The 22,243-nt window shown below is 31.3% G+C and carries 22 protein-coding genes; all 22 read left to right on the forward strand.

The features are described from left to right. Window positions 1-13: 13 nt before the first annotated feature. Window positions 14-937, forward strand: coding sequence for a phosphoglycerate dehydrogenase (locus tag CLJU_RS05700; RefSeq protein ID WP_013237827.1), 924 nt, complete (start codon window positions 14-16; stop codon window positions 935-937). A 23-nt stretch (window positions 938-960) separates the two neighbouring features. Beyond that, a complete protein-coding gene (locus CLJU_RS05705; RefSeq protein WP_041705054.1) occupies window positions 961-1,626 on the forward strand; it encodes a bifunctional 4-hydroxy-2-oxoglutarate aldolase/2-dehydro-3-deoxy-phosphogluconate aldolase in 666 nt (221 codons plus the stop codon). Window positions 1,627-1,784: 158 nt separating this feature from the next. After that, a complete protein-coding gene (locus CLJU_RS05710) occupies window positions 1,785-3,947 on the forward strand; it encodes a DctP family TRAP transporter solute-binding subunit (protein ID WP_013237829.1) in 2,163 nt (720 codons plus the stop codon). A gap of 192 nt (window positions 3,948-4,139) precedes the next feature. Continuing rightward, complete coding sequence (locus CLJU_RS05715) at window positions 4,140-5,015, forward strand: DegV family protein (protein WP_029702440.1); 876 nt, start codon at window positions 4,140-4,142, stop codon at window positions 5,013-5,015. 182 nt (window positions 5,016-5,197) lie between these two features. Continuing rightward, a complete protein-coding gene (locus CLJU_RS05720; protein ID WP_013237831.1) occupies window positions 5,198-6,376 on the forward strand; it encodes an ATP phosphoribosyltransferase regulatory subunit in 1,179 nt (392 codons plus the stop codon). A gap of 15 nt (window positions 6,377-6,391) precedes the next feature. Further along, a complete protein-coding gene (gene hisG / locus CLJU_RS05725) occupies window positions 6,392-7,051 on the forward strand; it encodes an ATP phosphoribosyltransferase (RefSeq protein WP_013237832.1) in 660 nt (219 codons plus the stop codon). Between the two features lie 11 nt (window positions 7,052-7,062). Then, window positions 7,063-8,367 carry a histidinol dehydrogenase gene (gene hisD, locus CLJU_RS05730; RefSeq protein WP_013237833.1) on the forward strand — a complete coding sequence of 435 codons (1,305 nt, stop codon included), beginning with the start codon at window positions 7,063-7,065 and terminating at the stop codon, window positions 8,365-8,367. A gap of 30 nt (window positions 8,368-8,397) precedes the next feature. Continuing rightward, window positions 8,398-8,982, forward strand: a complete 585-nt coding sequence (gene hisB / locus CLJU_RS05735; protein WP_013237834.1) for an imidazoleglycerol-phosphate dehydratase HisB — start codon at window positions 8,398-8,400, stop codon at window positions 8,980-8,982. 123 nt (window positions 8,983-9,105) lie between these two features. Continuing rightward, window positions 9,106-9,714 (forward strand): imidazole glycerol phosphate synthase subunit HisH, encoded by a 609-nt coding sequence (hisH, locus tag CLJU_RS05740; RefSeq protein ID WP_013237835.1) that lies wholly within the window; start codon window positions 9,106-9,108, stop codon window positions 9,712-9,714. 25 nt (window positions 9,715-9,739) lie between these two features. After that, window positions 9,740-10,453 carry a 1-(5-phosphoribosyl)-5-[(5-phosphoribosylamino)methylideneamino]imidazole-4-carboxamide isomerase gene (gene hisA / locus CLJU_RS05745; protein WP_013237836.1) on the forward strand — a complete coding sequence of 238 codons (714 nt, stop codon included), beginning with the start codon at window positions 9,740-9,742 and terminating at the stop codon, window positions 10,451-10,453. A 28-nt stretch (window positions 10,454-10,481) separates the two neighbouring features. Beyond that, window positions 10,482-11,555, forward strand: a complete 1,074-nt coding sequence (gene hisC, locus CLJU_RS05750; protein ID WP_013237837.1) for a histidinol-phosphate transaminase — start codon at window positions 10,482-10,484, stop codon at window positions 11,553-11,555. Between the two features lie 4 nt (window positions 11,556-11,559). Continuing rightward, window positions 11,560-12,321 (forward strand): imidazole glycerol phosphate synthase subunit HisF, encoded by a 762-nt coding sequence (gene hisF / locus CLJU_RS05755; RefSeq protein ID WP_013237838.1) that lies wholly within the window; start codon window positions 11,560-11,562, stop codon window positions 12,319-12,321. A gap of 22 nt (window positions 12,322-12,343) precedes the next feature. Then, window positions 12,344-12,673 carry a phosphoribosyl-AMP cyclohydrolase gene (hisI, locus tag CLJU_RS05760; RefSeq protein WP_013237839.1) on the forward strand — a complete coding sequence of 110 codons (330 nt, stop codon included), beginning with the start codon at window positions 12,344-12,346 and terminating at the stop codon, window positions 12,671-12,673. A gap of 19 nt (window positions 12,674-12,692) precedes the next feature. Continuing rightward, the gene (gene hisE, locus CLJU_RS05765; protein ID WP_013237840.1) at window positions 12,693-13,028 is read left to right on the forward strand and encodes a phosphoribosyl-ATP diphosphatase; all 336 of its coding nucleotides are present in this window, start codon (window positions 12,693-12,695) and stop codon (window positions 13,026-13,028) included. A gap of 384 nt (window positions 13,029-13,412) precedes the next feature. After that, on the forward strand, window positions 13,413-14,078 hold the full coding sequence (locus tag CLJU_RS05770) for a phosphatase PAP2 family protein (RefSeq protein ID WP_029170119.1): 666 nt from the start codon (window positions 13,413-13,415) through the stop codon (window positions 14,076-14,078). After that, window positions 14,024-14,719: a response regulator transcription factor gene (locus tag CLJU_RS05775; protein ID WP_013237842.1), complete on the forward strand. Its 696-nt coding sequence runs from the start codon at window positions 14,024-14,026 to the stop codon at window positions 14,717-14,719. The genes CLJU_RS05770 and CLJU_RS05775 overlap by 55 nt, the downstream gene beginning before the upstream one ends. Next, entirely contained in the window at window positions 14,709-16,220 is a 1,512-nt protein-coding gene (locus CLJU_RS05780; protein ID WP_013237843.1) for a sensor histidine kinase, read from the forward strand. The genes CLJU_RS05775 and CLJU_RS05780 overlap by 11 nt, the downstream gene beginning before the upstream one ends. Window positions 16,221-16,303: 83 nt before the next feature. After that, window positions 16,304-16,897: a hypothetical protein gene (locus CLJU_RS05785; protein ID WP_013237844.1), complete on the forward strand. Its 594-nt coding sequence runs from the start codon at window positions 16,304-16,306 to the stop codon at window positions 16,895-16,897. A 127-nt stretch (window positions 16,898-17,024) separates the two neighbouring features. Continuing rightward, a complete protein-coding gene (locus CLJU_RS05790) occupies window positions 17,025-17,948 on the forward strand; it encodes an AEC family transporter (RefSeq protein WP_013237845.1) in 924 nt (307 codons plus the stop codon). 14 nt (window positions 17,949-17,962) lie between these two features. Beyond that, window positions 17,963-18,736, forward strand: coding sequence for a histidinol phosphate phosphatase (locus CLJU_RS05795; protein ID WP_013237846.1), 774 nt, complete (start codon window positions 17,963-17,965; stop codon window positions 18,734-18,736). Between the two features lie 3 nt (window positions 18,737-18,739). Beyond that, the gene (locus CLJU_RS05800; RefSeq protein ID WP_013237847.1) at window positions 18,740-19,234 is read left to right on the forward strand and encodes a flavin reductase family protein; all 495 of its coding nucleotides are present in this window, start codon (window positions 18,740-18,742) and stop codon (window positions 19,232-19,234) included. 354 nt (window positions 19,235-19,588) lie between these two features. Beyond that, a complete protein-coding gene (locus tag CLJU_RS05805) occupies window positions 19,589-22,153 on the forward strand; it encodes a glycyl radical protein (protein WP_013237848.1) in 2,565 nt (854 codons plus the stop codon). The last annotated feature ends 90 nt before the right edge of the window (window positions 22,154-22,243 follow it).

The following is a 22,243-nucleotide window of genomic DNA, read 5'->3' on the forward strand; positions in this document are numbered from 1 at the left end:
AGAGGTAGTAAATATGGGAAAGATATTAATTACGCCAAGGTCATTCGGTAAGCATAGTAAGAAGCCTTTTGAATTACTTAAGCAAAGAGGATTTGAACTTGTTGTAAATCCATATGGGAGAATTTTGACTCAAGATGAAATGATTAAAGAAGTTGCGGATGTAGATGGGATTATTATAGGAGTAGATCCATTAAATGCTGAAGTTTTAAAACATGCAAAAAAATTGAAAGTAATATCAAAATATGGTGTTGGAACTGATAATATTGATCTTAATTATGCAAAAAACAACAATATAACTATAACTATAACAAAAGGAGCAAATTCAGATGCAGTTGCTGATTATGCATTTGCACTTATGATTTCAGTTGCAAGAAAAATTGTAACGATAGACAGAGGCTGCAGAAAACTTGATTGGAGTAAAGTTACAAGTATTGGCATGTATGGAAAAACACTTGGATTAATTGGACTTGGAAATATAGGTAAAGGAGTCGCAAAGAGAGCTAAGGGTTTTGACATGAAAGTTTTAGCTTATGACGTGTACAAAGATATGAATTTTGCTTCTAGAAATAATGTACAGTACGTAACTATTGAAAAAATATTAAAGGAAGCTGATTTTATTAGTATTCATCTTCCACTTACTAAAGAAACCAAATATATAATTGGAGAAAAAGAGTTAAACATGATGAAAGAAAATGCGGTGATAGTAAATACTGCGAGAGGTGGATTAATAGATGAAAATGCACTATATGATGCATTGAAAAATAATAGAATTTGGGGTGCAGGTATAGATGTTTTTGAACAGGAGCCACCTAAAAATAAAGAACTACTTGATTTGAACAATATAGTTGTAGGTTCACATTGTGCAGCATCAACCTTTGAGGCAGTTGACAATATGGGAATTATGGCAGCAAACAATATTATTGAAAATATAAAATAAAGATTATAAAGGGGAATTAGACAATGAATAGGGTTAGGACAATAATGAAACTGGCGCAGCAAGGAGTTGTAGCAGTAATAAGAGCAGATTCGAAAGAACAGGGACTCAAAATAGTTGATGCTGTAAAAAAAGGTGGCATCAAGATGCTTGAAATTACAATGACTGTGCCGGGTGCAATAGACATAATAAAAGAACTTGCTGAGCATTATAAAAATGAAGATGTAGTGATAGGTGCTGGAACCGTACTTGATGCAGAAACTGCAAGGGCTTGTATACTTGCAGGAGCAAAATATATAGTTAGTCCAAGCTTTAATGCAGATGTTATTAAGTTATGCAATAGATATCGTATTTTAGTAATGCCTGGTGCCATGACTGTAAAAGAGGCAGTTGAAGGTTTGGAAGCAGGAGCGGAAATAATAAAGATCTTTCCGGGAAGTGTTTTCGGACCTCAAATAATTAAAGCTTTTAAAGGACCTATTCCACAGGGTAATTTCATGCCTACAGGTGGAGTGAATTTAGGTAATGTAAAGGAATGGATAAAATCAGGAGCTATAGCTGTAGGAACGGGTGGAGATTTGACAAAAGGCGCTAAAACAGGTGACTATGAATTGGTAACTGAAACTGCAAAGAAATTTGTACAGGCAGTGAAAGAAGCAAAGGAAGGTAAATACAATAATAATTTCCTATAATAAATTATAGGTATTTATCACCCCTAACATATTTATTTTGTAAATATGTTAGGGGTGTTGCTGACAGTACATGTTAAGACATAAATCGACTTTTAATAAATATAATTTACAATAATAGTTAATAATTATATATAAATGATTCGGGGTGTTGATGTCTTATGCAAAAAAATTACTTAAAAATTTTTTCAGCAATATCAGTTATATTACTAATTGTATTGTTGATTCGCATGATTATCTTTGATTTTAATTTGTGTAATATAATTATTGCATTTTTTGTTTTGGTTCTGTACTTTATCAGTTTCATTAAATTACATCGTATTGCTAAATCTCTAAAGAATGTCTGTAAACAAGTTTCAAATATAAAAGGAGGAGATTTGACGGTTGCGATTGAGTCCAGGTCAAATGATGAGCTGGGTATGATAGGAAATTCAATTAATATTATGCTTGAAAATTTACGTAACCTGTTGAGTTTGATCAACGATGAGGCAGAAGAAATGTCTAAAAAAAGTGTGGAATTTGCATCAGTATCTGATGAAACAAACCGCGGCATAAAAGTAATTTCAGCCACAATATCTGAAATTGCTGCAGGGTCTCAAGAAACTGGTGGGATGGCAGTTGAAGCTGCAAATAAGAATAGTCAAGTTTTTGAACTGGCCGAGAATACTGCAGAAGAGTCGAAAAAAGTACTTGAAAGTACGCGAAATGTTCTTCAATCGGCAAAAGAAGGACAAATGTTAATTGAAAAATCAGTATCAGTAATAAATGATATATCCAGTGTTACCGACAATAATACAAAACTTGGTAATGAATTAAAAGGTAAATCAACTGAGGTAAGTGGAATTGTTGATCTAATAAATAGCATTTCAGATCAAACTAATTTGTTGGCGTTAAATGCTGCGATTGAGGCAGCAAGAGCGGGAGAACACGGCAAGGGATTTGCAGTTGTAGCTGAGGAAGTTCGCCAATTATCCAATCAGTCACAGCAGGCAGCAAAAAGAATAAATAAAATAATAGAAGGCATGCTTTTAGATACGTCACAAGTAGTTAAGGCATTTGAAATTATGAGTAAAAGTACTGTCTCGGGTGTAGATACTATAAATAAAGCAAAGTGTAATTTTGAAAGTATTATAAGCAGCATTGAAAAATCAAGGGAAAAACTACAGCAAGTGGTTACTCATGCGAATAATCAATCAAAAGCTACCAATGATTTGATGTCTACAGTGCATAATGTAGCTGCTATTGCGGAAGAATCTTCAGCTTCCACGCAAACTGTATCTGAAAATAGTGAACAAATTTCTAAATCAGTCGCTTCAATAGCTGGAAATGCAAAGAAACTTTCAAATATGGCCGGCAATTTGGAGCAGGCACTTTTCAAATTTAAGTTTTCAAATGTGAGAACTCTCAGAGTCGGCTTTGAAATGACGAACAATTCTATATGTTATGCCGGTATGGAGAGATTTGGACAGGAACTGGAAAAACATACCAATGGCCGGTATAAACTTAAGATTTACCATAGTGCACAACTTGGAACAGGTATGGATATGATAGAGATGTTAGGTAAAGGTACTCTTGAAATGACATATCCGTCGTTTTCAACATTGGCTTGCTTTGACAAGAGATTTATGATATTTGATTTTCCTTTTATATTCAAAAATGAGCATATAGCAGACAAAGTACTTAATGGTACTTTTGCAAGAAAGTTATTAGATATGCTTGAGGAGTATGGATTTTATGGACTTGCATTTGCTGAAAATGGTTTCAGGGATACTACCAATTCTGTACGTCCCATAACAAAGTTAGAAGATATTAAAGGTTTAAGAATCAGGACAATGGAAAATGATTTGCATATTGATACATGGAAGTATTTAGGTGCAGAACCTGTACCACTTCCTTATGCAAAATTATATAATGCAATGCGTAAAAAGGAAATAGATGGACAAGAGAATCCTGTTACGGCAATTTACGGTGATAGATTTGACGAGGTTCAAAAATACTTGACATTGACCCATCATGTATATTCACCATTCGTACTTATGTATTCAAAAAAATTGTGGGATACGGTTCCGGAAAACGACAAAAAAATCATTATAGAATGTGCCAAAGAAGGAGCACTTTATACTACAGAGGCTAATAGAAAGAGAGTTGACAGATGTTTATCGGAGTTAAAATCCAGAGGAATGAAAGTTGATTCTATAAGTCGGGATGAAATGGTTAAAATTAAGGATGCTGTCAAACCTGTTGTTGATAAATACAAAAATGAAATCGGTAAAGAATTAGTAAAAGAGCTATTTGATGAGATTGAAAAAGCTGAAGGAATATAGAAAGTAGTTTCTATTAATTTTTAGATTATACTTAAACACTATATTAAAATATAGCCTTTAACTTTAAAGAAATTCTATAACTGGCAAATTCACATATGTTAGTGTGGTCAATATACTGTATTTTTGATATAATATTATATGGAAACATATGTAAAAGGACTATAATGTAAATAACATATTATATTGGGGGAGATGTTGGTGACAGTACCTATAATCATGACGGATGCATCCTGTGATTTGCCAGGAAGTTTTATGGAAAAAAATAATATACCATTTTTGGGGTTGATGTGTCACTTTAAAAGCAAAGATTATGAGGATGATTTTGGTAAATCCTTAAGCTATGAGGAATTTTATAAGGGCCTTGAAAATGGAGAAATGCCATATACATCACAGATAAATGAATACAGGTTTACTGAAAAATTTAGAGAATTGCTGAAACAGAAAAGACCTATCATATACATAGGAATGTCATCTGGAATAAGTGGAACTTTTAACAGCTCAAAACTAGCAAAGGATGCAATTTTAAGCGAATTTGAAGATGCAGATATAACATTGATAGATAGTAAAGGTTCTTCTATTGGACTTGGAATTTTAGTATACTATGCTTGTAAAATGGCACAGCAAGGTTTAAGTAAAGATGAGATTGTAAATTGGGTAAACAATAATAGGCTAAAGATGAATTATTGGTTTGTGGTAGAGGATTTAAAGCATTTAAAGAGAGGTGGCAGAATATCTTCATCTAAAGCTGTTATAGGTACTCTTTTGGATGTAAAGCCTATTATATATATTGAAAATCAAGGAGAACTTAAAAATGTAACCAATGTTAGGGGAAGAAAAAAAGCTATAAAATACCTGGTAGAAAGATTTAGAGAAAGAGCCTTAGATGATAAAAATCAGGTTATAGGTATATCTCATGGAAATTGTATAGAAGACGCCAAGCTTTTAAAAAATATAATAGAGAGAGAATTTCCAAATAATAAATTTATCATAAACACGTTGGGTATGGGTATGGCTACTCACTGCGGCAGCGGAATGCTTTCACTTTGTTTTTTGGGAAATAAAAGATGATTGTATTGATTAAATGAATATGGTAAATATAAGAAATTACTACTGTATTTAAATTCAGCAGTAATTTTTTTTTGCAAAACATATTGAAATTTTATAAATTAACTGTTATTATATCAATAACGTTTAATTTATCACTACATCGAATTAAAGCGATACTGTAATAAAATAAGGAAGTGATACTTGTGACTAATTGGAAAAAATATATACCTGAGGGAACAAAGGATATTTTGTTTAATGAATGTGCGGAAAAAGTGAAGATAGAAAATATATTAAAAAAAATCTATATACAAAGTGGATTTATGGAAGTAAAGTCACCAACATTAGAATTCTATGATGTGTTTAATGGGGAAAATGCAACTTTACCGCAGGAAAAAATATATAAATTGATTGATAACCAGGGAAGAATTTTAGCTTTGAGGGCAGATATGACTACCCCTATTGCTAGAATCGCAGGTACAAAATTGAAGGAAGTAGTTCATCCTCTAAGACTTTGTTATACTTCCAATGTGTATAGAGTCAGCGAAAGTTTAAATGGAAAAAATAGTGAGATAACTCAATCTGGTATTGAAATAATAGGCATAGAAGGTATCGGAGGAGACGCTGAAGTTATAGTAACAGGAATAAAGGCACTTTTAAGCTGTGGACTTGAGAATTTTAAAATAGAACTTGGACATGCAGAATTATTTAAAGCACTAGTAGATGGTGTAAATTTGGATTATGAAGAAAGAGAGAAACTTAGAAAGAGTATAAATAATAAAAATTTTACTGCTTTAAATAACATACTTCTTGAAAACAAAGATAAATTTGAAGAAAGCTCTTTAAAGTCTTTGGAAGAACTTCCTAAGTTATTTGGAGGGATGGAGGTAATTGAAAGAGCCTCTCATCTTATGGAAGATAACAAGAGAGCATTGAAGGCTTTAGAAAGTATAAAAAAGGTGTATGAGATTGTAAAAAGTATTGGTTTTGAAAAATATCTAGCTCTTGATTTAGGAATGGTACACAACATAGATTATTATACTGGCATAATATTTAGAGGTTATACTCATGGATTTGGAGGAAATATATTAAGTGGAGGAAGATATGACAATTTGATAGCTCAATTTGGAGATAGTCAGCCTGCTACAGGATTTGCCATGGATGTAGATGGAATAATCACTTCACTTGAAGAAAATGGACAGTTGTGTTGTGAAAAAAATACTAAGGTTCTTGTATATTATGGGGGAGAAAGTTTTGGAAAAGCTTATGAAAAGGCTGAAAGCTTAAGAAATCAGGGTATAGTTACAGAGTTAAGTCCTTTTAGAGATGAAAGTGAAGCAAGAAAATATGCAGAGAAAAAAAATATGGAATTCACAAAAATATAGGAGCGTAGAATTGATATGTCAAATATGAAGAGGGTAAAAATAGCTTTAACTAAGGGCAGAATTGAAAAAGAAGCTGTAAATATATTTCAAAAGTCAGGTATAGATTGTAGTGAAGTTATAAATAAAGGAAGAAAGCTTATATTTCACAATGAAGAAGACAATATAGATTTTGTGCTTGTGAAGGCTCCTGATGTACTTACTTATGTAGAACATGGAGTAGTTGATGTTGGCATAGTTGGAAAAGATACTTTACTGGAACAAAATAAAGATTTTTATGAGGTACTGGATTTGGGTTTTGGAAAGTGTAAATTTTCTGTAGCAGGACCTAAAAATTCTAATTTTTATTCCGGGTATAATAGAAAAAAGATTGCTACAAAATATCCCAACGTAGCTAGAAATTATTTTAGAAAATTGGGACAGGATGTGGAAATTATAAAAATAGAAGGTTCTGTGGAATTGGCTCCTATACTGGGACTAGCAGACGCCATAGTTGATATAGTGGAAACTGGAACTACTTTAAAGGAAAACGGACTGGTGGTTTATGAAAATATATGTGACATAAGTGCCAGAATGGTAGTAAATGTAGCTAGTATGAAGATGAAGAAAAATGAAATAGAGGACATAATAAATAGAATTCAAATGCAGATAAGGGTAGGAGACATATTGACAAATTAGGAGGAAAATTCATGGAAGATAAAATTGTAAAGACAGTATATTTAGATACGGAAGAAGGAAGCAAATATTTAAAAAATTTTAGAAATATAGAAGAGAGTATACAGGAAGATGTAACTTTAAAAGTTTCTAAAATACTTGAAGATATAAAGAAAAATGGAGATGAGGCTCTTCTAAAATATACAAATTTATTTGATAGTAAAGAAGTTACTAAAAGCAATATAAAAGTGACACAAGAAGAAATAAAAAAGGCTTATGAGTTTGTAGAAGATGAGTTTATAGATGCATTAAAAACTGCAGCGGAAAACATAAAATTTTTCCATGAAAAGCAGAAGAAAACCTCCTGGATAATTACAAAAGAAGAAGGAGTAGTACTTGGACAGCAAATTAGAGCACTGGAGAATGTAGGAATATATGTACCAGGGGGAACAGCTGCATATCCATCCTCAGTTTTAATGAATGCAATTCCTGCAAAAGTAGCAGGGGTTAAAAATTTGCAAATGGTAACTCCACCTTCAGAAGATGGAAGTATAAATCCTAATATTTTAGTAGCTGCTGATATAGCTGGAGTAGATGAAATATATAAGGCGGGAGGAGCACAAGCTGTAGGAGCGCTGGCTTTTGGAACAGAAAGTATTTCTAAAGTGGATAAAATAGTGGGACCTGGGAATATATTTGTAGCTATGGCAAAAAAGAGCGTATATGGCCAGGTAGATATAGATATGATAGCAGGGCCAAGTGAAATACTTATAATTGCAGATGAGAGGGCAAAAGCAAAATATGTGGCAGCAGACTTGATGTCACAAGCAGAACATGATGTACTTGCATCTGCAGTACTTGTTACAACTTCGAAAGAATTGGTAGTAGAAGTGAAACTGGAACTTGAAAGACAAGTACAATCTTTGGAAAGAAAGGATATAATACTAAAATCTCTGAAAGATCGCGGAGCCATAATTATAGTAGACAGCATAGAAGAAGGCATAGATGTGGCAAACGAAATAGCTCCAGAACATCTGGAATTATGTGTTGAGGATCCTTTTTCTATACTTGGAGATATAAAAAATGCAGGTTCCATATTTATGGGTGATTTTGCACCGGAACCTCTTGGGGATTATATGGCAGGACCAAATCATATACTTCCGACAAGCGGAACAGCTAGGTTTTTTTCTCCACTTTCTGTAGATGATTTTATAAAAAAATCAAGTTTTACTCGTTATTCCAGGAAGGCTCTTTCAAAAATAGGAGACAAAATTATAAAGTTAGCAGAAACAGAAGGGCTTACAGCTCATGCAAATTCAATAAAAGTTAGAACTAAATAGTAAATATTTCATTAAAAGAAGGTGTTTTGTTTGAGGATAGGGGAACTTTCTAGAAAGACCTATGAAACTGATGTGAAGGTAAAAATAAATTTAGATGGTAGTGGAAAGTACAATATAGATACGGGAATAGGCTTTTTTAATCATATGTTGTGCATGATAGCAAAACATGGGATGACAGATCTTGATATAGCTGCAAAAGGTGATCTTGATGTGGACTTTCATCATACCATGGAGGATATAGGAATTGTCATGGGGAAATGTATAAAAGATTCCTTGGGAGATAAAAAAAATATAAAAAGATATGGAACATTTTTTATACCAATGGATGAGAGTCTTTCGATGGTATCTATAGATTTGAGTGGCAGACCTTATTTAGTATTTGATGCTGATTTTAAAACTGAAAAGGTAGGAGAAATGGATACGGAATTGGTAGAAGAATTTTTTAGGGCAGTTGCTTTTAATGCAGAAATGACACTTCATATAAAAGTAATCTACGGAAAAAATACACACCATATGATAGAAGGAATATTTAAGGCATTTGGTCATGCACTTAAAGAGGCAGTATGTATAGATAGAAGTATAAATGGAATAATGTCTACGAAAGGAACTATATAAATAGTTAAAAATTAGGAATTAATAATTAATAGTGAGTAGAAAGTTGATGGAGATTTTTCTTCACTATGTTACGAAAATTATCCATAATTGTGCATTGTGCATTGAAGAAAGGGGTGTGTAAAATTGATTTCCATTGTAGATTATGGTATGGGAAATTTAAAGAGTGTTCAAAAAGCACTTAAATATATAGGAACAGATAGTAAAATAACTTCAGATCAGCGTGAAATAGAAAAAAGTGAAGCAATTATACTTCCTGGGGTAGGTGCATTTCCCGAGGCTATGAAGAATTTGAAAAAGAGAAATTTAGATAAAGTGCTAAAAAAGGAAGCAGGAAGAGGAAAGCCTTTTATGGGAATATGCCTTGGAATGCAGCTTTTATTTGACATAGGAGAAGAAATAGAAGAGTGTGAAGGATTAGGTCTGATACCAGGAAAAATAACAAAGTTATATGGGGATATAAAGATACCACATATGGGGTGGAATAATTTAGTAATAGATAAACAGTGTAAAATTTTAGAGGATGTACCTAAAAATAGCTATGTATACTTTGTGCATTCATTTTATGGAGAATTAAAATTTAAAGAAAATTTAAATGCCTATAGCACTTATGGAGAAATAAATATACCAGCTGTTGTAAGTAAAGATAATGTTTATGGAGCTCAGTTCCATCCAGAAAAAAGTGGTGACGTAGGTATTGAAATGCTCAAAAATTTTGTAAAGATAACAGCTTAATTGGATAATTTAAGGGGGCTTTTATATGTTGATACTTCCAGCGATAGATTTAAGAAATGGAAAATGTGTTAGATTGTATCAAGGAAAATTTGAAAAATCGGAGATAGTAGGAGAAGACCCGGTAAAGGTAGCACTGAGCTTTAAAAAAAGCGGTGCAGAGTATATTCATATGGTGGATTTAGATGGGGCACTTGATGGAAAAATAAAAAATATAGAAGTCATATCAAAGGTAATAGACGCCATTAAGATTCCAGTAGAACTTGGTGGAGGTATAAGAGATATAAAAACCATAGATATGCTTATAGAAATAGGAATATCAAGAGTAATACTTGGAACTGCAGCTTTAAAAAATCCTGATTTTGCAAAAGAAGCACTAAAAAAATATGGAGAAAAAATAGCAGTGGGAATAGATGCAAAAAATAAGAAAGTTGCAGTAAATGGATGGCTTAATGTAAGCAGTGTCCATTACATAGATTTTGCAAAACGAATGGAGGACATAGGAGTCAAAACTATCATTTTTACAGACATAAGTAAAGACGGAACGCTAAAGGGACCTAATTTAGATCAACTCTTTAAAATTCAAAACAGTGTAAGCTGCAGGATAATAGCTTCTGGCGGAATAAAAAATATAGACGATTTGAAGGATATAAGTAAAATGGATATTTACGGTGCTATTACAGGCAAAGCTATATATTCTGGAAACATAGATTTAAAAGAAGCCATAGAAATTTGCAAATAAAAAATTACAGTAGAAGGTGGAATGAATCATGAGTAAGTATTGGAGCGAAATCACAAAAAGTGTAGAACCTTATGTGTGTGGTGAACAGCCTAAGGATAAAAAATATGTTAAATTGAATACAAATGAAAGTCCTTATCCACCGTCCCCTAAGGTAATTAAGGCAATAAAAAATGCTGCAGATGAAGACTTGAGGTTGTACCCAGATCCAGATTGCGATGAGTTAAGGGACGTTATTTCCAAATATTATGGCTTAAATAAAAATCAAATTTTTATAGGAAATGGATCTGATGAAGTTCTGGCTATGTCTTTTCTAACTTTTTTTAATAAGGATGAAACTATAATTTTTCCGGATATAAGTTACAGTTTTTATCCTGTTTATGCTAATTTATATAATCTAAATTATAAGCTTGCAAAATTAAATGAAGATTTTTCAATTCCATTTAAGGAGTTTCTAACTGAAAACGGAGGAATAGTAATTCCCAATCCAAATGCACCTACAGGAAGATGTCTTGAAACCAAAAAAATTGAAGAAATTTTAAAATATAATCAAAATAAAGTAGTCATAATTGATGAAGCTTATGTGGATTTTGGAGGAAACTCTGTAGTAGGTCTTATAAAAAACTATGCTAATCTTTTGGTAGTACAGACATTATCTAAATCACGTTCTTTAGCTGGAATTCGTGTGGGATTTGCACTTGGACAAGAAGAACTTATAAATGGACTGAATAGAATAAAAAATTCATTCAATTCCTATACTGTAGACAGGGTTTCAAATGCAGCAGCAATAGCAGCTTTTGAAGACCAGGATTATTTTGAAAAATGTGTTAGTAAAGTAATAAATACCAGAGAAACAACTGTAAATAAATTAGAAAAAATGGACTTTAATATCATACCTTCAAAATCCAATTTCATTTTTATAAGCCATGCCAAATATCCTGCAAAAGAACTTTTTATAAAGTTAAGGGAAAAAGGAGTTCTTGTAAGATATTTTAACAAGGATAGAATAGACAATTACTTAAGGGTAAGTATAGGATCAGATGAAGATATGAAATTCTTTATAGATAAAATTAAAGAAATAATAGATGAGATAGAGAGGAGCTAAGATTTTGCTTACAAAAAGAATAGTTCCATGTTTAGATGTGAATATGGGAAAGGTTGTTAAAGGAATAAACTTTGTTGACCTACAAGATGTAGGAGATCCTGTTGAAATAGCTGAACATTACAATAGACAGGGAGCAGATGAAATAGTATTTCTGGATATTACAGCTACTCATGAAAAGAGAAAAACCATAATTAATTTAGTAGAAAGAACTGCAGAAAAAGTGTTCATACCGCTTACAGTAGGCGGTGGAATATCTCAGATAGATGATTTTAAAAACATACTTAGGGCAGGTGCAGATAAAATATCAATAAATTCTTCTGCTATAAGGAATCCTAACTTAATATATGAGGCAGCAGACAAATTTGGATCACAATGTGTAGTAGTTGCAGTGGATGCTAAAAAAAGGGATTCAGGAGATGGTTGGGATGTATTTGTAGAAGGCGGAAGAAAAAATACAGGAATAGATGCATTAAAGTGGATTAAAAAGGCAGAAAGCTTAGGTGCAGGTGAAATACTTTTAACTAGTATGGATGCAGATGGTACTAAAAATGGATATGATATAGAACTTACAAGAACTGTAACTAATCTGGTAAATATTCCAGTAATAGCTTCAGGAGGATGTGGGTCTTTAAATGACTTCTATGATGTATTTAATGATGCAGGAGCAGATGCAGCCCTTGCAGCCTCACTTTTTCACTATGGAGAGCTTACTGTAGGTGAAGTTAAACAATATTTAAAAACTAAGGATATACCGGTGAGGGTATAAAAATATGAACAAAGGTGAAAATATGGAAAGAGAAATTTTAAAGAACATAGATTTTGAAAAAGGGAAGGGACTTGTACCTACAATTGTTCAGGACTTTCAAAATGGAGAAGTACTTATGATGGCGTATATGAATGAGGAGTCGTTAAAAAGAACGCTGGAAACAGGAAAGACCTGGTTCTTTAGTAGATCTCGAAATGAGCTTTGGAACAAGGGAGCTACATCAGGTCATTATCAAAATGTAAAAAGTATAAGTGTGGACTGCGATTATGATACAATTTTAATAAAAGTTGAGCAAATAGGAGCAGCTTGTCACACAGGAAACAGGAGCTGTTTTTATAGAAAATTATATTAAATTGAAGGGGGAATATTTTATGGAATTTCAAAGTATATTAGAGGAATTAAGTAAAGTTATAGAGGAGAGAAAGTCAGATCCTATAGAAGGTTCTTATACAAGTTACCTATTTAAAGAAGGAATAGATAAGATATTAAAAAAAGTAGGGGAAGAAAGTGCAGAAGTTATAATTGCAAGCAAAAACAATGATAAAAAAGAGGAAGTTTATGAGATATGTGATTTGATATATCACCTTTTAGTTTTAATGTCAAATCAAAATATAACTTTAGATGATTTATCACAAGAACTTGGTAAAAGAAGACAGAAAATATGTAATAAAAAACCTGAAAGAAAAATTATAGAAGGAATACACTAATATAGAGATTCTAAACTAAAAATCAACGTATACTGCGAATATTTTTACAAACACAAGTACGTTAAATATTTAAATGTACTTGCTTATTGTAAAATATTTCTACGCATACATTGATTTTTAAGTTAGAAAATTTATCAGATGGGATACCTATTGTAAAACTTAAACTAAGTAAGATTTATTGATAAAAGTAAGCTGTGTTTGAATATAAAGAGTGCAGTTTACTTTTTTTCATTAGAAGGTAAATGCTAAGTAATCTTATAATTTAAGAAATTTTTAAGAATTTAATTAACAAATATTAAGAAATTTTTCCTATAATAATAAGTATAGAATGTTATATAATAATTTTAGAAAGTTAGGCATTTAAATTTGAGAGTTGGTGTTGTATTGAAGCGTTTAAAATTGAATTTACTACCATTGAGTTTGCTACTAATCATACCTGCAATAAATGTGTCTTATGGTTTGCTAAATAATACAATTAGAGGATGTCATAGTTTAGTTACTAGTTTGGATATGGCCATTCCATTTATAAAAGAATTTATAATTGCATATTGGATGTGGTTTCCATTTATGTTTGTATCACTAGTATATTTGTGTTTTAATTATAGGAATAGTTATTATAAATGCGTAATAACTATGGTTATAGGTATGATTACATGTTATATAATCTATTTTTTCTTTCAGACCATGGTGCCAAGGCCTGTTGTTAGTGGAAATGATATTTTTTCTCGTGCTGTAAGGTTTACCTATAGCTGGGATAAGCCTTTTAATTGTTTCCCCAGTATACATGTGCTTGCAAGTTATATAATAATGATGGCATCAAGAAAATTGGATAAAAAACCTTTTATAAAATTTGCTATGAATTTTATAGGCATATCTGTAATAGTATCTACCCAATTTGTAAAACAGCATGTGATTTTAGATATGATCTTTGCTATACTATTGGCAGAGATAATCTATAGGTTTGTTGCTGGTTTCATTTTGGAAAGGGGACTAATATGGAAAAAGAAATTGTGTTGGTGGTTGACGATGAAAAAGAAATTAGAGACTTAGTTGAGATATATTTAGTAAATGAAGGATACAAAGTATTGAAAGCTTCTGATGGTTTAGAAGCTTTACAGATTTCAAATGATAATGAAGTTGATTTAGTAATTTTAGATATAATGATGCCTAAAATGGATGGAATTGAAGTTTGTATGAGAATGAGAAAAAGTAAAAATATGCCTATAATAATGTTGTCAGCTAAAAGTCAAGATTTAGACAAAATATTAGGTCTTACTACTGGAGCCGATGATTATGTAGTAAAACCTTTTAATCCTCTGGAACTTGTAGCCAGAGTAAAATCTCAACTGAGAAGATATAAAAGGTTAAATGTACCTAAAAAAGTTGACCAGGAAGTAATTGAAGTAGATGACTTAATGATAAACACTAAAAATCACCAAGTAAAGGTTGGTAACAAGGATGTAAAACTCACTCCAAGAGAATTTGAAATTTTAGAACTTTTATCTTCAAATAGGGGTGTAGTGTTTAGTATTGAAAAGATCTATGAATCTGTATGGAAACAGGATTTTTTTGAATCTGATAACACTGTAATGGTACATATAAGAAAAATAAGAGAAAAGATAGAGGAAAATCCGAGAAGACCTCGTTTTATAAAGACCATTTGGGGGGTGGGATATAAAGTTGAAAAATGATTTTAGAATATCTTTAGAATCTAGCTTGAGTAAAATGAAAAACAGTATAAGGCTGGAGCTTATATTTGTATTTGCCCTCTGTTTTGTCACGTCTGCTGCACTTGGAAAAGTAGCAGGCGTTTTTTTACAAAATAGGAATATCACTGCTAGAATAGATTATAGTAAAGGTATAGATAGGATGTCCGTAAATGCCAACTTAATAGGTGATGAAATAAAGAGTAAAAGTATAAGTATAGACGATAAGAATAAAATACAAAAAATTATAGATAGTTGTAATGATACCTCAGATTTGGAAAAGATAATGATTACGGATTTAAATGGAAAAGTTTTGTACAAATCAAATAATGCAGATGAAACACAAATAGATGTATATACTACTATAAAGAATTCCATAAAAAATTCTCTTGAAATGATGAAAAATATTCAAAACATATATGCAACTAATAAAGGTAATGAAATAAGTAAAAATAGAGAATATATCAGTTTTTATCCTATAAATTTTATTGATGGAAAAGCCTATTTAGTCGTTAAAGGTATGCCCCAGTATGAAATAATTTATGAAAAAAGATACAATCCCATTCCTGGGACCATTGTATCTTTTATATCATTTCTAACAATGTTTTATTTTATAACTAATAAAAAAATGAAATACATAGAAAATATATCTTCTGGACTTATAGAAATATCAAGGGGAAATTTAGATTATAGAATAAAGAGTCAGGGGAGAGACGAACTGGCTTTACTATCAAATAATATAAATTTTATGGCAGAAGAGCTAAATAATAAAATGAAAGTTGAAAGGGAAGAGGAGAGAATAAAAAATGAGCTCATAACTAATGTATCTCATGATTTAAGGACACCGCTTACTTCTATTAAAGGGTATTTAGCTCTTATTAAAGATAAAAGATATGAGGATGAAACACAAATGAAACAATATATTAATATTGCTTACAATAAATCTGAAAAGTTAGAAGAATTAATAAATGACCTGTTTGAATACACTAAACTTACCAATAATGCAGTTAATTTAAATAGGCAAAGTATATCTTTAAATGGATTACTAGAACAACTTATGGAAGAATTGGTTCCGATTTGTGAAGAGACAGGGGTAACTATTACAAGAAGTTTTCCAAAGCAGAAATTTCTTGTTTATTTAGATCCGAATAAAACTGCAAGAGTGTTTGAAAATTTATTTATAAACGCTATAAGATATAGTATAAAACCGGGAGACGTAGAAGTTTTATTAAAAGAAGAAAAAGGCGATGCAGTAATCTCTATAAAAAACAAGTGTGAGCCTGTAAGTAAAGAAGAAGTTGATAAGTTATTTGATAGGTTTTATAGAGTGGATAAATCAAGATCTTCTAATACAGGAGGAAGTGGGCTTGGACTTGCTATTGCTAAAAGTATAGTGGAAATTCAAGGTGGAAAAATAAAGGCAGAATATTCTTCAGGTTATATGATATTTGATGTGATTTTTAATTTGGCAGATAGTAGGTCATAGAAACAATATTTTACACGAATTACATTCAAATTTTTATTCTAATGGATTATAATATAAATATGGCTTTTAAAGGAGGAATATAAATGGATAAAATCACCTTGTTAGATGAACTGGTAGAAGTATCTGCAAAACCTGTACTTCAGGCCAGAAATTATTGGCATGCTAGTGTGTACAATGTTTTAAAGGCAAAGAAGGATTCTATAAACGATGATAACAATTATTTTTTAGAATTAAAGGCTGATATTTTGAGTATAAAAAGGCTATGGAGAGAAGAATTAGATACTCTACATTCTTGGGGTAAAAAACAAGATATGCCTTCCACGTCGGAAATAAGTGAAACAATTTCAAATATGGAAAAGAAATGTGAGACAGAAGTATTAAATGGAAAAGTGGTTTTTAAAAATGGAGATGAACCAGATAAGGATGATTTACAATTTCTAGAGAGATATAGTTCCATAAAAAACATAAATGAAAGATTGACATGTATGGAAGAAGATTATTTGTATTGTCGTATAAGGGATTATATAGTATTAAATATATATCAATTTTTATCTGAGAATAGGGAATTTGCAATTAATATATTAAAGGATGACACTGATGAAGTTATAATAAGAATGTCGGACTTAATTTCAAAGTATGCAGATAGGGGAATGTATGCTGACATGGAGGAAGATTAATATTAATGTACTTAAATCTAGGGGCAGCAAAAGGTGTTTTCAAAGAAATAATTAGTCAGTATGTTAGTCTATTTTTATTATGCTGCGTTGGTAGATTTCTTTCAGATGCCTAATTAGGGGGAAAATTTTGATTGTAAGGGTAATAAACCAAGTAATAATTTTATCACTTATGATGCTTATAGGAGTCTTTGCAAAAAAGAAAAATATAATAACTGAAGAAGGAGAAAAAAGTCTATCGAGTTTTTTAGTTAATATCACTCTTCCATCACTTCTCATCACTTCCTTTAACTATAGATATTCAGAAAAGATGATTGCTAATGCAGAAAGTATATTTTTGTATTCAATTATTATTCATATAGTAATTATATTGTTGAGTAAAGTTTGTGCTTATAAATATGAAGACAAAGTAAAGAAAGTAATGAGATTTATTATTATATTTTCTAACAGTGGATTTATGGGATATCCAGTATTAGAGGGACTTTTTGGTAAAGTGGGAGTTTTTTATGGAGCAATTTTTAATATACCTCTTAACATATTTATGTTTAGTGTAGGAATTGCCATATATGCAGGTAAAAATGATATTAAAAATATAAAAAATGTAATTTCTAATCCAGTTATAATTTCAACTATCGTTGGATTTTTAATGTTTGTATTTTCTATAAAACTTCCATATGTTGTAGATACTACATTGAATAGTGTAGGTTCTATGACTACACCGCTTTCTATGATTATAGTAGGAACTATGCTGGCAGGAGTGAAACTCAAAGATATCTTTTCGGGATTCCAGGTATATTATACTTCATTTATGAGATTGATAATAGTGCCTCTAGTTACTGTTTTACTTTTAAAACTTGTGAAGGCAGACAGTTTTATGATTCAAATGTGTGCTGTGATTGAAGCAATGCCATCAGCTGTTATGGCTTCTGTGCTTGCACAGCAGTATGGAGCAGATAGTAAATTGGCAGCTAGAAGTGTTTTTATAACTACTATAATTTCAATGGTTACTATCCCTATTGTGGTTATATGTATACAATTTCTAACTAAAACTTGAAGGAGGGTTACATATTGTTTGATACACACGTACATACTAATTTTTCTACGGATTCTGATATGAAAATAGAAGAAGCTATAAAATCTGCAAAAGAAAAAGGTATATCTTTTATAACAACAGAACATATGGATATTAATTTTCCCAAAGAGGGTCTATTTTGTTTTAACGTAGATGTATATTTAAACAAGTATTTAAAATATAGAAATGATAATTTACTTCTCGGCATAGAGCTTGGAATGAAGGAGGATTGTTTAGAACAAAGCAGAAAGTTAATAAAGGATAATTCTTTTGATTATGTAATTGGATCTATACATTTAGTGGAGAACTTAGATCTCTATTATTCAGATTATTATGAAGGCAAAAGTAAAAAAGAGGCTTATTTTAAATATTTGCAAGATATGCTAGAAAATTTAAAACAATTTGAGTTTATAGATAGTCTGGGTCACATTGACTATATAGCTAGGTATGCTAAATTTGAGGATAAAGAATTATATTACAGTGATTTTCCAGATATTATTGATGAGATATTCAAGGTACTTATAGATAAAGAAAAATGTTTGGAATTAAATACTAGGAGACTTAAAAATGAAAATTCAATAAAAAGTATGCTGGAAATGTATAAAAGATTTAATGAATTAGGTGGAAAATACATAACAGTAGGTTCTGATGCTCATAATTTAGAGTCTATGGGAAGTAATTTTAGAGAAGCAGTAGAAATTGCTAGAAGGTGTAATTTAAAAATAGTATATTTTAGAAATGGAAAAAAAGAGTATGATAAAGAGGTGTAGATTATGGATTTTACAAATAATTCGGCTGAAGTAATCAAGCAATTGGGTAAAGAAGGAGCCTTCCTTACAAGTAAATATAATGGAAAAGTAAATACTATGACAATAGGGTGGGGAAGCATAGGTGTTATATGGAGAAAACCTGTGTTCACTGTGCTAGTGAGACAATCTAGATATACTAAAGAATTCATGGAAAATAGTGGTAACTTTACAGTAAGTGTTCCTTTTAGCAGTGATATGAAAAAGGCTCTTGCAATATGTGGAACTAAATCTGGTAGGAATATAGATAAATTTAAGGTGTGTAATTTGCAGCTTAATCCAGGTAGAAGTGTAGATAGCCCGGTGATAGCAGGATGTGATATGTATTATGAATGCAAGATTATATATAAACAGGATATGAAAAAAGAACTTTTGACAAAAGAAGTAGATTCAAATTGTTATCCTGATGGAGATTATCATACAGTTTATTATGGAGAAATAGTAAATTGCTATGAAAAATAAAGTCTTCATTGTAAAGATATTTAATTTTCATAAGTAAAACACATACTGTATAAATACAATGATGGTTCATACATAGTATTTATACAGTATGTGTTTTATTTTTTAGTTAGAAACTATATAATTTAGATTTCTATTTTGCAGAATTAAAGTTATTAATTTAAAACTCCTCTACTGTAAGTAGAGGAGTATTGTTGTGTAAATTTTTTATATATCAAAATAATACATCATATTCAAATCTATATAATACAAAAACAGGTCGAAATAATCAAAAAAAGATAGGAACTTTAAGAATAAAATGTAATTATGAAAATGATTAATAAAAGTTATATAAAATTAATTAAGGGGGTTGTTTAATTGAATGATGTTTTAAACAAACTTTATACTGCAAATCAAAGTAAAAGAATAGAAAAATTAACTAACGATTTATACTCGGTAACTCCTGAAATCGAAGCGCAAAGAGCAGTTTTAATAACGGAATCTTTTAAGGAAACTGAAGCTTATCCTATGATTATTAGAAGAGCTAAAGCTTTAGAAAAAATACTAAATGAAATGGATATAGTTATTCGTGATGAAGAACTTATTGTAGGAAATTTAACTAAAAAACCTAGAGCGGCTTCAATATTTCCAGAATTTTCAAATAAGTGGCTTTTGGAGGAATTTGATACTCTTGCAAAAAGAACTGGTGATGTATTTCTTATTAGTGAAGATGTAAAATCACAACTTAGAGAAGTATTCAAATATTGGGATGGAAAAACAACAAATGAGCTTGCAACAGAGTATATGTTTTCAGAAACGAAGGAAGCAATGGAAGCAGGGGTATTTACTGTTGGAAATTATTACTTCAATGGTATAGGTCATATTTCTGTAGATTATGCAAAAGTATTATCTAAAGGATTTAACGGTATAATTGAAGATGCAGAAAGTGAAAAGGCTAAAGCAGATAAAGCAGATCCAGATTACATAAAGAAGGATCAGTTTTTAACAGCTGTAATCATAACTTCAAAAGCTGTTATTAAGTTTGCTAGACGTTTTGCTGAATTAGCTAGAAATTTAGCAAGTCAATCATTGGATTCACGAAGACGTGAAGAGTTAATGCAAATAGCTGAAAATTGTCAGTGGGTACCTGAAAGACCAGCTAGAACGTTTTATGAGGCTCTACAATCATTTTGGTTTGTACAATCTATTATTCAAATAGAATCTAATGGACATTCAATATCACCTATGCGTTTTGACCAATACATGTATCCTTATTTTAAGAAGGATGTATCAAATGGACTTATTACACAAGAAAAAGCCCAAGAACTTTTAGATTGTCTATGGGTTAAATTTAATGATGTTAATAAGGTTCGTGATGAAGGATCAACAAAAGCATTTGGTGGATATCCAATGTTCCAGAACTTAATTGTAGGTGGACAAACTATTGATGGAAGAGATGCTACAAATGAGCTTTCATTTATGTGCCTTGAAGCTACTGCACATACCAAATTACCGCAACCATCAATTTCAATAAGAGCTTGGAACAAAACTCCAGATGAGTTATTATTAAAAGCTGCTGAAGTAACTCGTTTAGGTTTAGGTATGCCAGCTTACTATAATGATGAAGTTATCATTCCTTCTTTGACAAGCCGCGGTCTTACGTTAGAAGATGCTAGAGATTATGGTATTATTGGATGTGTAGAACCTCAAAAAGGTGGAAAGACGGAAGGATGGCATGATGCTGCATTCTTTAATATTGTAAAGGTATTAGAGATAACTATAAATAATGGTATGGATAATGGCAAACAGATAGGATTAAGAACTGGAGACTTCACTTCTTTTACATCATTTGAGAAATTATTTGATGCATACAAATTACAGATGGAGTATTTTGTTAAACTTTTAGTTAATGCAGATAACAGTGTAGATTTAGCACATGGAGAGAGAGCACCATTACCATTCTTATCTTCAATGGCAGACGATTGTATAGCTAGAGGAAAGTCATTACAAGAAGGAGGAGCACATTACAACTTTACAGGACCACAAGGAGTAGGAGTTGCAAATGCAGCAGACTCGTTAGAAGCTATTAAGAAACTTGTTTTTGAAGATAAGAAGATAACTTTACAGGATTTAAAGAATGCGTTAGACACTAATTTTGGTGGATGTAAGAAAAACCCAATATCTGAACTTGCTAATAGCATAAATGAAGTGGGTGATATGAAAGGATTAACACCTGAAACTATATTGAAAGTTATTGAGAAATTATTATCAGAAGAAAAGAAAACCTCATTAGAAGGATTGGAGCCGGGTAAAGATATTAATTTAGGTAGTTATGGAAATAAAGAGAGTATTCGTCAAATGCTATTAAATAGAGCACCTAAGTTTGGTAATGATATAGATGAGGTTGATGATTTAGCACGAGAAGCCGCATTAATTTACTGTAATGAAGTTGAAAAATACACTAATCCACGTAATGGTCAATTCCAACCAGGACTTTATCCTGTTTCTGCAAATGTTCCAATGGGATCACAGACAGGAGCAACACCAGATGGAAGAAAAGCTGGGGAACCACTAGCAGATGGTGTATCACCAGTTTCAGGAAGAGATGCAATGGGACCAACTGCAGCTGCTAATTCTGTTGCGAAAATAGACCATTGTAAAGCTTCAAATGGTACATTATTTAATCAAAAGTTTCATCCATCTGCTTTAGAAGGTCAGACTGGTTTACAGAATTTATCTTCTCTAGTAAGAACCTTTTTCGATGAAAAAGGATTACATGTACAATTTAATGTAGTAAGTAGAGAAACGCTTTTAGATGCTCAAAAGAATCCTGAAAATTATAGAAATCTGGTAGTACGTGTAGCCGGATATAGTGCTCACTTTACTTCTTTAGATAAGTCAATTCAGGATGATATTATAAAAAGAACAGAACATACTTTTTAGTTAGTTTGGTTTCATATATTTTGAGGAAGAGTTTTTACTACTTCCTCATTTTTAAATTAGTAAAAGAGAGTTAGTTGTAAAGTTTTTTAT

The sequence above is a fragment of the Clostridium ljungdahlii DSM 13528 genome (genome assembly GCF_000143685.1).
Taxonomy (GTDB): Bacteria; Bacillota; Clostridia; order Clostridiales; family Clostridiaceae; genus Clostridium_B; species Clostridium_B ljungdahlii.